Origin of the sequence: Paenibacillus beijingensis, from assembly GCF_000961095.1 — a bacterium.
GTDB classification, from domain to species: domain Bacteria; phylum Bacillota; class Bacilli; order Paenibacillales; family Paenibacillaceae; genus Paenibacillus_O; species Paenibacillus_O beijingensis.
In genome coordinates, this window is the sequence record NZ_CP011058.1 from 5,100,253 (window position 1) to 5,115,846 (window position 15,594).

The 15,594-nt window shown below is 53.3% G+C and carries 11 protein-coding genes, 1 pseudogene and 1 other annotated feature; of the genes and pseudogenes, 1 reads left to right on the forward strand and 11 read right to left on the reverse strand.

Translation table 11 applies throughout. The features are described from left to right. Nucleotides 1-19: 19 nt before the first annotated feature. Nucleotides 20-1,222, reverse strand: a complete 1,203-nt coding sequence (locus VN24_RS23050; RefSeq protein ID WP_158453705.1) for a glycoside hydrolase family 32 protein — start codon at nt 1,220-1,222, stop codon at nt 20-22. 21 nt (nt 1,223-1,243) lie between these two features. On the opposite strand from VN24_RS23050, the gene VN24_RS27160 reads away from it, so the two are divergent. Next, the gene (locus tag VN24_RS27160; protein ID WP_158453706.1) at nt 1,244-1,660 is read left to right on the forward strand and encodes an IclR family transcriptional regulator domain-containing protein; all 417 of its coding nucleotides are present in this window, start codon (nt 1,244-1,246) and stop codon (nt 1,658-1,660) included. 3 nt (nt 1,661-1,663) lie between these two features. On the opposite strand, the gene argS is transcribed toward VN24_RS27160, so the two are convergent. The 10 genes and pseudogenes from argS to VN24_RS23095 all read right to left on the reverse strand — a co-directional run bounded on the left by argS (nt 1,664) and on the right by VN24_RS23095 (nt 15,573). After that, nucleotides 1,664-3,379: an arginine--tRNA ligase gene (gene argS, locus VN24_RS23055; RefSeq protein WP_045672336.1), complete on the reverse strand. Its 1,716-nt coding sequence runs from the start codon at nt 3,377-3,379 to the stop codon at nt 1,664-1,666. 56 nt (nt 3,380-3,435) lie between these two features. Next, nucleotides 3,436-3,658 (reverse strand) — a binding site (T-box leader). Between the two features lie 63 nt (nt 3,659-3,721). Then, complete coding sequence (locus VN24_RS23060) at nt 3,722-5,320, reverse strand: response regulator transcription factor (protein ID WP_045673612.1); 1,599 nt, start codon at nt 5,318-5,320, stop codon at nt 3,722-3,724. Between the two features lie 5 nt (nt 5,321-5,325). After that, on the reverse strand, nt 5,326-7,128 hold the full coding sequence (locus tag VN24_RS23065) for a cache domain-containing sensor histidine kinase (RefSeq protein WP_045672337.1): 1,803 nt from the start codon (nt 7,126-7,128) through the stop codon (nt 5,326-5,328). A 28-nt stretch (nt 7,129-7,156) separates the two neighbouring features. Next, complete coding sequence (locus VN24_RS23070; protein WP_045672338.1) at nt 7,157-7,987, reverse strand: carbohydrate ABC transporter permease; 831 nt, start codon at nt 7,985-7,987, stop codon at nt 7,157-7,159. After that, a complete protein-coding gene (locus VN24_RS23075; RefSeq protein WP_045672339.1) occupies nt 7,987-8,868 on the reverse strand; it encodes a carbohydrate ABC transporter permease in 882 nt (293 codons plus the stop codon). Before VN24_RS23075 ends, VN24_RS23070 begins: the two co-directional genes overlap by 1 nt. Before the next feature lie 84 nt (nt 8,869-8,952). Then, nucleotides 8,953-10,365 (reverse strand): ABC transporter substrate-binding protein, encoded by a 1,413-nt coding sequence (locus VN24_RS23080; protein WP_045672340.1) that lies wholly within the window; start codon nt 10,363-10,365, stop codon nt 8,953-8,955. Nucleotides 10,366-10,654: 289 nt separating this feature from the next. After that, nucleotides 10,655-11,659, reverse strand: a complete 1,005-nt coding sequence (gene mglC / locus VN24_RS23085) for a galactose/methyl galactoside ABC transporter permease MglC (protein ID WP_045673613.1) — start codon at nt 11,657-11,659, stop codon at nt 10,655-10,657. 31 nt (nt 11,660-11,690) lie between these two features. Next, nucleotides 11,691-13,208, reverse strand: a complete 1,518-nt coding sequence (locus VN24_RS27855; RefSeq protein WP_045673614.1) for a sugar ABC transporter ATP-binding protein — start codon at nt 13,206-13,208, stop codon at nt 11,691-11,693. 118 nt (nt 13,209-13,326) lie between these two features. Next, a pseudogene (locus VN24_RS27860) lies at nt 13,327-14,408 on the reverse strand (galactose ABC transporter substrate-binding protein). A gap of 178 nt (nt 14,409-14,586) precedes the next feature. Beyond that, entirely contained in the window at nt 14,587-15,573 is a 987-nt protein-coding gene (locus VN24_RS23095; protein ID WP_045672341.1) for a substrate-binding domain-containing protein, read from the reverse strand. Between the last annotated feature and the right edge of the window lie 21 nt (nt 15,574-15,594).

The following is a 15,594-nucleotide window of genomic DNA, read 5'->3' on the forward strand; positions in this document are numbered from 1 at the left end:
ACTTTGGTTGCCAGAAACTTCAGATTCTTACGTCAAGGTCAAGATTGGACTTCGTCTTATCCACATTGAACTCATGCATGTTCCGGTCATAATAAATCAATGTCTCTTCAGCGCCATCGGCTGTGCAGCGGAGCTTGATGCCGTATTTCTCAGCAGACTGCGGCCGCAGCTCAAGCAGGATTTCAAGCACATCTCCTTGTATGATGCTCAGTGCTTCATTTGCTTTTTCCATCGTCTTATCGGAAAGCGAAAGAAGCTTGCTTTTCCGCAATGCCTTCAATTCTTCAATAGGTGCCACGGTTAACTGATTGTCCGCCCCCCATTTCAGTTCAATCGGCAATCCTGCGCAATGTGCCCAACCGGCTTTATATTGCTGTTTATCAGTACGGAAATCCTGAATAAGCGAAAAAATAATCGCACGGCCTCTTTGCTCAATAAAGCCGCTCGGTCCTGTGAAATGCTCGCCGAAAACAAACGTCTGGGGCGCTTCTTCTTCAGGAATGAATCTGTATGATTCCTTCTCGAAAGTCCCGATCCAGTAATACATAAATTTGTTATAATGCTCGCTCGGCTCGCCAAACCAAGGATTAACAATGAAAATATACCGATCTTCGCCTAGTCTAGATTGACCGAGTTTTAAAAATACCGGCAGCTCCCACATCCTCCCTGACTTTGGATACTTCGCATAGTTGCCGACATAAAAATAATTGCGGTAGGTCCAGTTTTCAAGATCGTTGGAAGTATACAGCATTGCCGTTCCCCCCACTCCCAAGAATCCGGTACCTACGAGCATATACCATATCTCCTCTTCCCTCCACAGGAAAGGATCACGGAAATTTCCGAACCAGACTTGCCCTTCCTGCTGAACGACGACAGGTTCGTCCCGCTTCTTCCATGCGATTAAGTCGTTGTCCCGGTCTTCCTGGAACGTGCTTTTTGCCGATGCAATGAGCTGACTGGGGGATTGGGAAAGGTTACCTGCGGTGTAAAACAACACCGGAATCCCCTCATCGTCTATCACTGCGCTGCCCGACCAGCAACCGTCAGGATCCGCATCCGATTGGCCGGGCTTCAGAGCGATCGGCAGATCTCTCCACCTCACCATATCGTCGCTTACCGCGTGCCCCCAATGAATATTTCCCCAGTAAGGACCAATTGGGTTGTGCTGATAGAACAAGTGATATTGTCCGTAAAAATAAATCGGCGCATGAGGTTCGTTCATCCAATGCTCCGGTGCCATAAAATGAAGTTGCGGCCGATGTTTGTCGTCTTTATAGCGGTTCCGATCCATCGCCGTATCCGGTACGGGCAGCTCATGTTCGCTAAACAATTTCTTGATACTAATGTAGCTGCTTACGATCTCTTCCCGGGTCAGCGCAGTTTCGTAAATGGCGAGATCATTTATCAGGCCGTTAAACATATTGTCCGTAAATTTATCGATGATGAAATGAGGCTGATTGTTTCTGCCGATCATAATGCTGTTTCATTAAGCGCGCCGATCCGTAATTACTCCAATATCGTTGTGGCCGCCTTATCCTTGATAAGCCCGAACCATCGCGTTCAACCGTTTCAGCTTCCAGCCTTGAAAAGCAAAGTCATTGCGGCAGCCAAAGAAATTTCCAAAAATCTGGGCTGGTTCGGTCATGTGAATAAGGGTTAATTTTTATATTTTCTCCGGTGCCTCTAACCCGATCAGTCTCAATCCGCTTTGCAATGTAATTTGAACGCATTCAACCAATGCAAGACGGGCACTGCGCAATGCAGGGTCATCAACCAGAATGTGGCACCCGTGGTAAAAGCGGTTAAAAGCTTGAGCCAAGTCGATGAGGTAGCGCGTTACAATTGACGGCTCCAGCTTCTGCATCGCCTGTTCCACGCGTTCGGTAAATAAGATGAGTTGCTTTAGCACACCGACCGCTTCCACGTTCTGCAGATGGGAGGCGTCGATGTCATCATGGTTGACTAATGAGATCCGTTCATCACCGCCCGCCTTGCGGATCACGCTGCACGTCCGCGCGTAGGTAAATTGAACATACGGTCCTGTCTCCCCTTCGAAGTTAAGCGCGTCTTCCCAAGAAAAATCGATATCTTTAATGCGATTTCCACTTAAATCGTTAAAGATAACCGCGCCTACGCCAACTTGCCGGGCAACCTCATCTTTATTTTCCATGTTTGGATTTTTTGCTTCGATAATCTCTCTTGTTTTGTTGATCGCTCGATACAGCAAATCCTCCAATTTCACCACGTTTCCCTTCCGGGTGGACAGACTCATTCCTTCGATACTGACACGACCGAATGCCACATGCTCAAGGTCGCCGGCCCATTCATATCCCATCAGATCTACAACCTTGAACCATTGTTTAAAATGTAAATTTTGCGCGTAATCCGTTACATAAATCGCCTTATCGAAATGATACGTTTTCTTTCTGTAAATCGCTGCCGTGACATCACGGGTGTGATAAAGCGAGCTGCCGTCCTTCTTCAGCATGAGGGCCGGTGCCATACCGTATTGGTCGAGACGAATTAGCCAGGCGCCTTCATCTTCCTCCAGCAAGTTTTTCTGTTTGAGCTCTTGAATGACCGGTTCCATTTTGTCATTGTAGAAACTTTCGCCCGCATAAGAATCAAACTGAACGCCCAGCAGGCGATAGATTTTTTGGAATTCCGCCATGCTGATCTCGACAAACCAGCGCCACAACGCCAATGCTTCCTCGTCCCCCTGCTCCATCTTCACGAACCAGGCCCTTGCTTCGTCCTCCAGCGCCGGATCCTTCTCGGCTTCTTCATGAAATTTGACATAAAGCCGGAGAAGCTCATCAATCGTGCCTTGTTGAACCTCCTCCGCGCTTCCCCAAAGCCGGTAACTGACAATAAGCTTGCCGAACTGCGTACCCCAATCCCCGAGGTGATTGATGCCAACACATTTGTACCCGAGGAATGAGAAAATTTGATACAAGGCATTTCCGATAACGGTTGACCGAAGATGAGCAACATGAAAAGGCTTTGCGATATTGGGAGAGGAGTAGTCGATGACGACCGTTTTTCCTTTTCCGATCTCCTGGGAACCATACTTCGCTCCCTCATTCCTAATTCTCGTTATTACCGATTCGGCAAAGCGGCCTCTGCTCAAAAAAATATTCAAATATCCGGACACGGAGTCTGTGCGATCGATGATGTCATCCTTTAAGTTCTGTGACAATCCGTCGGCAATCGCCTGCGGAGGTCTTTTCAATGCTTTACTTAACCGGAAGCATGGAAGCGACAGGTCACCCATCTCCGGGTTAGGCGGATATTCCAGCAGCTTGAAAATTTCTTGCTCATCTGCACCCGTTAGTAAAGCAGCAATCTTTTCGGCAATATGAGTCTTATAGTTTAACAAATCGCACCATTCCTTTTCCCAACTGTTTTTGAACGCAAAAAAGCTCCCGTCTCCTGATAAGAGACGAGAGCCGTTAAGTTCCCGCGGTGCCACTCTAAGTGTTAAACCAATCGTTTAACCCCTCTGTTTCGTAACGGTCGCCGACCGGATTTGCCTACGCTCGAAGTTCGGCAAACCATTTCCTGGATCCGTTTCATCCAAACATCCGTACCGGCTTGCACCAATCCCGGCTCGCTGCGACTGTCTGTTATGGACTACTGTTCCATTCATCAATGTTCCACTTTTTAATTACAAATATTTATACAGGAATTGCACCAAGTTGTCAACGCAATCGACGCCTTATCAGCTCGTTTCTTTTTTCGATTCCCGGTATTCCGAAGGGGTCACGCCGACATACTTCAGAAACACCTTTGTAAAATAGCGCCTTTCGTGATATCCGACCTGCTTGCAGATTTGCGAAACGCTCTTGTCGCTGAAGGCCAGCATCGACTGGGCGAGCTCCATCCGCTGTCTCGTTGCGTATTCCACGAACGTTTCGCCGAAATGCTGCTTGAACAGCATGCTGAAGTAACTGCAGCTGATGCCCAGCAGCTCCGCAAGCTCGTCGATGCCTAAATCTTTGGCGATGTTGCGGTCAATATAATCCTTTGCCTTCATCATGAGCACATCGGCGGATTTGCGCTTGAGCGCAGCTTCCAAGCTCCGGTCCGCAATGTGCCGGATCCCGGCAAGCAGCTCCTTGACCGTGCCGCTCGACTCCATCCGGGTCCACAGATCGCGGTGCTCGTGCTCGCCAAACAGATTCATATTGCTCAGCTCTCGGATCAAATGCAGGTTCAAATACTGTAAATACCGTTCTGCGCGCACATACGAATGTCCCGCCATTTCCCTTAAACGTCCGGTCAGCCCAGACCACGCATCTTCAAGCCGCTTGTGGTTCATCTGCTTCAAGCTTGTGACCACCTGCTCCATGTCATCCCAAAGCGACACGTTCAAGCTGTCCAGCCGTCCTGAACAGCCCGCCATCACGAGCGACTCATTCCGGTCCGGATTCAAATGGAGCGACAGCTGCAAGCTTCGGTAAGCCTGATACAAATCTGCGAGGCCGACAAGCGACGGGTAAACCGACATGCTGATCGTCTGGTTCGCATGAAGCCGCACCGCTTCCTGCAGCCGGCGTGCATACCCGAAAGCGCATTCCGGATCCACTTCCCCCTGAATGCCGTTTTGCTCCAGCAGCATGCACCATTCCCCTTCGCGCAGCTGTATGACGGCGTATTGGAGGCCGAACTGCTGCAGCGTCTCTTCCATCGCGCTACGTACCGCAAAATTCCACAGTTTCCGTTCGGTCTCCTCACGGCTGCCGTATTCCCGCGAATAAACGTCCAGATCGGCGAACAGGAACAGATAGGCCAGATCGGCGGGATTAAGCCCGCCGGATTCAAGCAGCGCATTTTGCCCGGCTGCGGTTCTGCCGACAAGCGCGTCGGAAAGCATTTTCTCATAGGCAAGCCCTACAGCCGCGCCCCACCGCTGCCGCTCTTCGCGCTCGGCCTGCCGTTTCCGGCGGATGTCTTCGGCGGTCCGGGAGACGATTCGTTCCAATTCCTCATAATCGATCGGCTTCAGCACATAATCCCTTGCGCCTTGACGCAGTACGGAGCGCGCATATTCAAATTCCATATAACCCGTCAGGATGATAACTTCGCTGTCCACGCCCCGTTCGCGCAGCCGCTCAAGCAGGAGGATCCCATCCATCTTCGGCATGCGGATATCGCTCAGAATAAGGTCCGGCTTCAGCGTCTGCGCCGCTTCAAGCGCATTCTCGCCGTTCGTCGCCACAGCCGCAACCTCAATGCCAAGCGATTCCCAAGGAATAACAGCCTGCAAATTGCGCAAAATCGGAAGCTCGTCGTCCACAAGCAGCGCTTTAAGCTTCATGTTCATCACTCCGGAAAATAATTCGGTATCGTGCATTTAATGACCGTTCCGCCGCCCGGCTCCGAACAGATGAACAATCCGTAACGGCGTCCATACTGGATGCGGAGCCGGTCCGCCACGCTTCGAACGCCAAGCCCTCTTCGTTCGCTAAGCGGCGGCGCCGCAAAGGCGATCTGCTGTTCTTCGGAGAACATATATTGAAATTTGGCCAGCGTGCCTCTCTCGATGCCAAGTCCGTTGTCTTCAATCCAGAACACCGTGTCGTTGCCCGCCGATTCGGCGCGGATCCGGACGCACCCGGTATAGTCAATGCCTTCGAACCCGTGTTGGATGCTGTTTTCCACGAGTGGTTGAAGCGTCAGCTTCAGAATCGCCCGGTCCATCAGCTCCTCCGGCACGTCGATTTCATAGTTGAACAAGTCCTCGAACCGGTATTTTTGAATATCCAGGTAACTGCGCAGATGCTCGATTTCCTGACGGACGCTGATCTCCTCTTTGTCCTGAATGCTGATGCGCAAAATGCTGCCGAGCCTCCGCACGATTTGGCTGACCGCCATTCCTTTGTTCTGTACGGCCAGCGCGTTGATCGACTCGAGCGTGTTGAACAGGAAATGCGGCTTGATCTGCGCCTGCAGCACCCGCAGCTCTGCCCGGTTCTTCTGGTCGCGCTGCCGTTTCACCTGCTCCAGCAGTTCGCCGACCTTCTCCACCTGCCGGTTGAAGCCTCGGCTTAACAGGAACAGCTCATCCCTCCCGTTTTCCTGCACGCGGACGGTTAAATCGCCGCTTTCCACCCGGCGCATTTGGCGTACGATCCAGATGATCGACTTGGCGATCCGGTTCACAAACACCAATATGAACAGCAGCGCCGACAGCACGCAAACGACGACGATGCCGACGAGCCACCGCATGATGCGGATCACTTCGCCGGACAGCGAATCCCAAGAAGCAACCGATACGAGCCGCCAATCCTCCAGCCCGAGTCCGATGCTCGACAGGATGCTGTCCTGTCCGTTAAATATGCGGCGGACATTCCCGTACGTATCGCCGAGACTCGTCGTCCCCTCGGTCAGATCGCTCAGATTTCGGCCTTTATCGGCTCCCGTGCTGTCGAACATGATCAGTCCGCTGCCGTTCACGATATAAAACCGGGTATCGTGCTTCCCGCGGTTGTAACGGAACGTCCGGAAAATATCGTCGAGGCCGGTGCTTTTGACTTGCACGAGCAGAACGCCCATATCACTCAGCGTATTGACATCCTTCACCATCCGGATTTGGTTGAAAGAAAGCTCTCTGCCCGTCAGCTGCGGATACTCATAAGGACCGATCCATTTGGGCAAGCCCGCCAATTTCACGACTTCCTCGTACAGCTTTAGCCGTTTGAATTTGTCGAACGGCATCGCCGTAAAATTATCCTTATAATAAATCGGCATGGCCCGCTTCTCGTTCAGCCTGTACAGCAGCGAGTAGCTGACCGACGGATGGTTGATCAGCAAATCTCTGAAATTGCGCTGAATCTCGTTGAGCTGCAAATAGTTGATTTCGGTTAAATCGCCCCTTCCGTACCCTTTCATATGCAGCAGCTGCTGCAGCGCGGATGTCGCGACCGTGTTGTCGGTCACTTTGTTCATTTCGCGGAACATGAAATTGACGCTTTGGCTTACCGCTTTAAGCGTTAATTCGGTTTGCTGCGCATATTTTTTTTCTATCGTATCGGAGATGATGAAATAGGAGGCTACACCGAGCAGGAAAAGCGGGAGAATGATGAGCGAGAAAAAAGCTGCGAACAATTTGAAACGCAAATTCATTCCGGATCCCCGCCTTTTTTAACCCGGGTCAGCCCTTGACGCCGCCCGCTGTAAGCCCTTCGATGATTTTTTCCTGAAGGAATGCGTAAATGATCAGAACCGGCACGACGCTGTATACGATGCCCGTACACATTTGGGCGTAGTTCGTCTGGAACGTGTCGCGGAAGCCGACCATCCCGGTCGGAAGCGTGCGCAGCGAATCTTTGTTCAGAAAGAAGTTGGCCAAAAGAAATTCATTCCAGTTGCCCAAGAAATTGATGATAAATACCGTTACCAGGGCCGGAACGGTTAGAGGTAATACAATTCTAGCAAACAAACCGGCCGAACTCAATCCGTCCATGACGGCCGCTTCCTCCAGTTCCCCGGGTATGGCGCGCATGAAAGCGGCGATCAGCAGCACGCTCATCGGCACGGCGCCCGCGACATACGGAAGGAACAGCGCCCAGTGCGTGTTCAATATATGCAGATCGCGCACAAGCAAATATTGGGAAATGAACAGCGCATTGCCTGGAATAAGCATGCCGATCAGCACAAATTGGGTCAGCAGCTTGCTGGAGCGGCCAAACCGCATGCGCGTGATCGCAAACGCCATCGCTGCGGCGATAAGCACGCCGCTTACGGCGGCAGTGGTGGACAAGTAAAGGCTGTTCCAGAAGTAGACGCTTATTTTGGCGTTCACCCACGCGTTGACGTAGTTTTCGAACTTCATTTCAAACGGAAAACCCCACGGATTTTCCGCGATTGCCTGATTGCTTTCCTTAAGCGACGAAAAGACGACGAATACGAAAGGATAAAGGACGGCGACGACATATGCGATGAGCAGTAGATGCGGAATTCCTTTCTTGAGCGCGGCCGGCATCAATATTCAATCCTTTCCTGTTTTCTCGCGAACAGCAGCTGATAGAGCGCGGTCAATACTAGAGCGAACAAGAAGATGAGAATCGCGATCGATGTGCCGAAGCCGTATTGGCCGCTTTGAATCGCATGCGAGACCATGTAGGAAGCCATCACCTCGGTTTCGCCCGCCGGTCCGCCGTTCGTCATGACGAGCACGATGTCAACGACCCGCATCGCGCCGGCGATCGACAGCATGATGACGACCGAAATGATCGGCCGGATGAGCGGAACCGTGATGTTGAACGCCCGCTGGATGCCCGTCGCCCCGTCGATGGCCGCCGCCTCGTTCAATTCCTTCGGCAGCGCAAGGATGGCGGCAAGAACAAGGATAATGTAGAAGCCCATCCACTGCCATGCATTGGTGATCAATACGGCGATCATCGCGGTTTGCCGCTCCGCCAGCCAATAAATCGGTTCGATTCCGAACAGGCCGAGAAACTGATTGAGCAAGCCGATATCCGGTTCATAAATGAACCCCCACAAGATACCGATGACCGAGGTTGACAGAATCGAAGGCATAAACACCGTCGTTTTATAAAAGCGCTGCAGCCGCTTCACGCCGCTGATCATGAGCGCAAAGAAAATGATGAGCGGTACTTGAATGAGGACGGAAGCCAGGATGAAAATCATATTGTTGCGAATGGCGTGCACGAACAAGTCGTCCTTGAACGCTTTGGCGAAGTTATCGAAGCCGTTGAACTTCGCCGGATTGAGTCCATCCCAATCGGTAAAGCCGTAATAGAAAGTCGTCAGCATCGGATAGATGAAGAAGAGCACATACAGCGCGATTGCAGGCAGCACGAACAACAGGTACGTGAGCGGATTTTTTAACGTTTTGTCCATGTTTCCTCCAGGGTAGCGCACCCGTTAAACGGAACAGGCACCGCCACGCGCGAAACGGGCGGTACCTGTTGCTGCGCCGATCCATTATTTTTGATTTGCGGCATCCTGAACGGATTGAATTTTATCCAATATTTTTTGCGGATCCGCTTTGCCTTTGCCTGCAATCAGCTGGGAAATTCCGAGCTCCACTTCCTTGTAAACGTCGGATTGTACGAATGCGTCGAATACCGGGAATGCGCCTGCCGCTTTCGCTTGTACGGATAGCACTTCTTTCAAGGTTGGATCCTGGACGATGGAAGCCATATCCCCCTCCACCTTCATGGAAGGCAGCAGATTATCCTCCTTTAGGCCGCGAAGCTGCATTTCTTCGTTGTACATGTTTTTGATGAATGCTTTAACCGCCGCAACTTCATTCTCTTTCAGGTTGGCTGAGAAACCGTAGCCGTTGGAATGATTGCCGTTGACGAACGTTTGGTCGCCTGTGCCGTTTGCTACCGCCGGCACGGCGAAGTAACCGACCTTGCCGACCATGTCGCCCGCCTGTGCCGGATCCGCGAATACCGAGGATGCCCAGCTGCCGTCGAACATGAGGCCCGCTTTGCCCGTAATGAGCTGGTTGCGCATTTCCGGATAGTCGAATCCGAGCTCTCCTTTCATAAAGTAGCCTTTTGCCAGCCATTCGTTATATTTTGTCCAAGCGGCAACGACTTCGGGAGCGTTCCACTTTTTCGAGCCGTCGACAAAACCGGTGAACGTATCCGGACCTGCATAACGGGCCATCAGCGTATTGTTCAGCATTAGCGGCACCCATGCCGCTTTGGAGGCCATGGCGATCGGCGCGACGTTGTTTTGCTTCAGCGTCTCCATTAAAGTTTCGAGTTCTTCGAGCGTCGTCGGCACTTTCAAACCGAATTTCTCGAACAGCGGCTTGTTGTAGAAAAATCCTTCCTGGCTCGCGCCGATCGGCAAGCCGTAGATTTTGCCGTCAACGGTAAATTGGGACAGATCGATGAATTTGTCTTTGATGCCAAGCTCGTCAAGAATCGGAGTCAGGTCGAGCAGACGTCCCGCTTTCGCATATTTGACCGCATCGGCCGAACCGCCGAACAGGTCGAAAATTTGCGGAGGATTGCCGGCCGTCATCTCCGCCGGAAGCTTCGTGAAGCGGTTGGCGGCGTCTTCGACCGGATCGAACTCGATTTTAAGCCCTGGCACTTCCGCTTCCGTTTTCTTCACCACGTCTTCCAGCAGCGCCAAGCGGAATTTTTTGGATTCCCCGACTTGCGTATGACGAAGCGTCATGGAGAACGGCTCGGCTTCTGCCGCCGCCGGCTGCCCTTCCGTTTTTTCCTCTGTCGTCGTAGTCGTACCGGTGCTGCCTCCGGAATTCGTCCCTGTGTTCGCCGTATTCCCGCCCGAATTGCCGCCGCACGCGGACAGCAGCGCCGAAACGGCCAGAAGCAATGCGATGACCAGCATAACCGATTTCCTCTTCATAGTACCCCTCCTCCATTTATCGTTCGGTTTGTTTACATGTTCATTATATAGGCGCTACCTTCCTGTCCGGCAGGTTCATATTTCAACAATCAAGGGATAAAATTCTCTACTTTTGTTCCCAAAGATTGTAAATGACGTCAGCAAAGTTGACAATACCTTTTCCGGAATCCGAACGTTCGGAAGCAGCAAATTCAGTGGGGTTGGATGCAGCCGTTTGGGCGGGGTAGCACGAAAAAGCCCCGCACATCTTGCATGCACGGGACTTCACAGCCGGCTTCGACTGCCAGCGCTATTTCTTGGCTACGTATTTGCGGATATCGAATGCGACCGCGGCGACGATAATCAGCCCTTTGATGATGAGCTGCCAATACGGGCTCACCCCGATAAACGTAAGGCCGTAATTGATAACGCCGAAAATGAGCACTCCGGCCATCACGCCGGGTACCGTTCCGATGCCGCCGGCCGTCGAAACGCCTCCCACTACGCAGGCCGCAATCGCGTCGAGCTCATACATGTTGCCGTAGTTGTTCGTCGCGCCTCCTGTACGCGCCGCTTCGAGCACGCCTCCGAGACCGTACAGCGCGCCTGCGATGGCGTAAAGCGCGATCAGGTTGCGGGCGACGTTAATCCCGGATACATGGGCGGCTTGCACGTTGCCGCCGATCGCGTACATGTTTTTGCCGAGGCGAGTTTTGTTGAACACGACCCAGCAGACGGCGGCGACGGCAATGGCGATCAGCACAATGTATGGAATCGAGTAGCCGCCCCCCAAATCGATATAGCCGGAGCCGATCTTTGTAAAATCGGGCCTCAGCCCGCCGATCGGCTGCGATTGGTTCGGCTTTGTGTCGAAATAGATGGAGTTGAAACCATATACGGCAACCATCGTCCCAAGCGTAGCGATGAACGGGGGCACGTTCAGCTTGGCGATGATAAGCCCGTTGATCAGCCCGACGGCAAGTCCGGCGAATATCCCGATCACAATCGGAAGACCGACCCACAAGTGGGGCAAATCCGGAAAAAAGCGGTTCGCATAGGTGTCGATCTGCAGCATCGACGCCGAGACGACCGCCGTTAGTCCGACGACCCGCCCTGCCGATAAGTCGACGCCTCCGGTGACGAGAATGAACGCCGCCCCGAGAGCGATAATCGCGCGTGTAGACGACTGCTGCAAAATATCCCTCAGCGTCGAGAAGGCCAAGAAGCCCGGATCGGCGATCGCGATCCCGATAACCAGCAGAATGAGCACAAGGAAGATCGCCCGCTGGGTCATATAATGTCTTACTCGAAACATAACCTCGGTATTCAATTCAGTTCCCTCCCGGCTACGCCATCCGCTGCTGTGCGGCCAGCCGCATAATTTCCTGTTCCGTTGCCCGCTTGCCGTTCAATACGCCCGTAAGCCGGCCTTCGCTCATGACCATAATGCGGTCCGACATGCCGAGCAGCTCGGGCATTTCCGATGAAATCATGATGACGCTTTTCCCCTGCTTCGCCAGCTCCGCAATAATGGTATAAATCTCGAATTTGGCGCCTACGTCGATCCCCCGGGTCGGTTCGTCCAGCAGCAAAATATCCGGATCGGTCAAGAGCCAGCGGGCAAGCAGCACCTTCTGCTGATTGCCCCCCGACAAGTTGCGGATGAGCGTATCGACCGACGGCGTCTTTGTCCTGAATTTCTGGATATTTTGCGAAGCCTCAACCCTTCCCCTGCTCTCGCTGAGCAGCCCGAACCGGTTCCGGTAGCGCCCGAGGTTCGCGATAATCGTATTATCGTAAACGGAAAGCACCGGAAAAATGCCGGTTACCCGCCGTTCCTCCGTCAGCAGGGCGATCTTATGCCGTTTGGCATCGCCCGGCGATTTGATTTTCACCTTCCGGCCATTGAGCGAAATCGTGCCCGCAGAAAGCGCACGCAGGCCGAACAGCGCCTCGATCAGTTCCGTGCGCTGCGCTCCGACAAGACCGCCGACACCGAGAATTTCTCCTTTACGCAGCTCGAAAGAGACATTTTGAAACGACTTTGGATCCGGGGAAGAAAGTCCTTCCGCCTTCAGCAAAACCTCCCCAGGCCGATTGCTGCGCTCGGGGAATCGCTCGTTCAAATCACGGCCGACCATACGGGTAATAATCATGTCGGTCGTCAGTTCCGCCGCCGGCCACGTGCCCACATTGCGGCCATCCCGCATAATCGTGACATCATCGGAAATCGTTAAAATTTCTTCCATTTTGTGCGAAATATAAATGATGGAGACGCCGCGGCTGCGCAGCTGGTTAATAATGGCGAACAGCTGGGCCACTTCGTTGCCCGTGAGCGACGACGTCGGCTCGTCCATAACGATTACTTTCGAGCGGAAGGATACCGCCTTTGCAATTTCAATGGACTGCACTTTCGAAACCGAAAGGGAGCCGGTCAGCGCTTTCGGATCGATCGAAAGGTTTAAATCTCGAAACAGCTCCATCGTATCCTTATACATGCGCTTCTCGTCCACCAGCTTCAGCGGTCCGAAGCCTTTCATCGGAAAGCGGCCGAGCCAAATATTTTCCATGACCGGCCGGTGCGGTACGGGATGCAGCTCCTGGTGAATCATCGATATCCCGTTTTCCAAGGCGTCGCGCGAGCTGCCGATTTCCGTCTTTCGGCCGTTCAGCACAATCTCGCCCTCATCCGGCTTATAGATGCCGAACAAGCATTTCATCAACGTTGATTTGCCCGCCCCGTTCTCCCCCATCAAGGCATGGACGGTGCCAGGCCTGACTTTCAACGTTACGCCGCTCAGCGCTTGTACGCCGGGAAACGCCTTGGAAACGCCGTTCATCTCAAGCAAATACGGTTCACTCATTTCCCTCACCTCTCTCTTAGGGGTGTCAGATGTGACGAAAAGGGCGGCAAGCCCGGATCGACCGCCGCCCTTTCGCGTAGTGGATGCTCCCGCCGAATCGCCATTGGCAGCTTCGTTATTACTGTGCGTCGGCAATATTGTCCTTCGTAATTTTTTGTATGCGATCCATACATATTTGCCGTCTGTTATGTCATAGCCCGAATTCTCTTTGGTCGGCGTTTCGCCTATGGCCAGTACGGCGGCAAGAGCGACGGTCGCGGCGCCTTGATTTTTGGCGTCATTGAGCACGGTGCCGAGCATCGTGCCGTCCTGCAGCGCCTGAATGGCCGGCGCCGTGGCATCGACGCCTACAACCGGCATATATTTGCTTCCGGTGAAATATCCGGCGGCCTTCAGCGCTTCGATCGCTCCCAGCGCCATATCGTCGTTGTTGGCCAGCACCGCTTCGATTTTATCGCCGTGGGATGCGAGAAACGCCTGCATTTTTTCCTGCCCTTTCACGCGGTCCCACATCGCCGTATCCTCCGCAAGCGCTTCCACTTCAATGCCGGCGTCCTGGATCGCCTGAACGGAATACTTCGTGCGCAGCTCGGCGTCCTGATGTCCCGGTTCGCCCTTCAGCATGACATACTGGAGCTTGCCGTCTTTATTTTTGTCCGCTTCGGGGTGCGACTTCCAGTAATCGACAACGAGCTGGCCGGAAATCGTACCCGATTCTTCCGCTTTAGCGCCGACATAGTACACCTTATCCCACTTGTTCATATCTTCGGCGACCGGCTCGCGGTTCAGGAAAACAACGGGAATTCCCGCCGCCTTCGCCTTATCGATAATGACGCCGGCTGCCGTCCGGTCAACCGGATTGACCGCCATCGCCTTATACTTCTTGGAAATAAACAAATCGATTTTTTCATTTTGGGTCGGCTGCGCGTTCTGGCTGTCTACGATATCCAGTTCCGCTTTGCCGCTGGAAGCGCCCGTCATCGCGTTGCGTACGCCCGTCATGAAGGTATCGTCGAACTTGTAGATCACTACGCCGATTTTCGGAATTTCCGTACTGGATTTAGCGTCCCCCTGCTTTGCCGTGTTGCCGGACGTGTTGCCCGAAGCATTTCCAGTCCCACTGCTGTTACCGCCGCTGCCGCATCCTGCAGCAGTCAGCATTACGCCTGCCAAAAGAGCCGACATCCATGCTTTTCTCATGTTCCAACCGACCTCCTAAAGTTATTGATCAATTTAGGATTGGCTTTGAAAGCGGAACCAATTGTTTTTCCAATCCCTCCTCTGTCTTGATTATGCGAAATATTCCGCCCCGTTCGAATGCAAAATCTTCATGCTTTTTATCGAAATCTTCCTCACTTTTCTCATAATCCTGTACAATTTATTGCACAAAGGGAAACAGAAGCTTCTGATTGTCCATCCAAAACATGTTCTCCGAGTCGATCAGCTTCGTCTGGAGCCGCGCTTCCAGTTGTTTCTTGGCGCTCCCCCGCTCGCCGCCGGTCAGCGAAACCGCCTGGGTCACACCCAAATAACCGGTGCTGAAGCCGTTTTGCACAACCAGCTTATGGATCACGCCGTCCTGCAGCAGCTCCAGCTGCTCGAACTCGCTTCCGAACGCCACGATTTTGGGCGCCCCTTCCGCATGGCGGCGCCGCACTTCATCCGCCGTCCCGAGCGCCCCCTGTTCCTCCAATGCGACGATACCGTCTACATCGGCCTGATCCAGCAGCTGCTTGACGGCCTGCCAGCACCGGTCGCGGGAAGCGCCGCATACCGCCTTGACGGCTGAAAGGCGAATGCCTTTATAGCTTAGAAGCGTCTCCCGTATTCCTTTCTCGCGCTTGGCCAGGCCGGGGTCCTTCCGGTCGGATAGCAGCAGCGCGACGGTACCGGTTCCCCCGAGCAGCTCCGCCATCGCTGCTCCCGCCTGCCGGCCGGCTTCCTCATTGTCGACGGCGATCAATCCGGCAATTCCTTTTACCGGATACTCACCGTTCAGCGCAACGACCGGAACTGCTGCGGCAGCCGCTTTATCCGTTAACGCCGCTAAAACTTCCTCGTCAGCAGGATCGATAATGACCGCGGATACGCCTTCTTCGATCGAACGGAGCGCTGCCTTCAGCTGCCTAATGTCGCCGTTTTCCTCTTCCGGCTGAACATCGGCATAGATCAGCTCGGCTCCGTACTCCCTGGCTGCCGCCTCCGCTCCAAGCCGAATCGCCTCCGCAAGCTCGCCGGCATGAACCGGGGCGATCAGCGCAATCCGTTTCGGCCTTCCCTCATCCCCGTTAAGCGGGCGGGAATTGCATGAAGAGATACTCAAGATAAATGCAGCCGCAGCTGCAGCCGTCAGTATGGAACGCATCCATCCACCGCCTTTACTCGC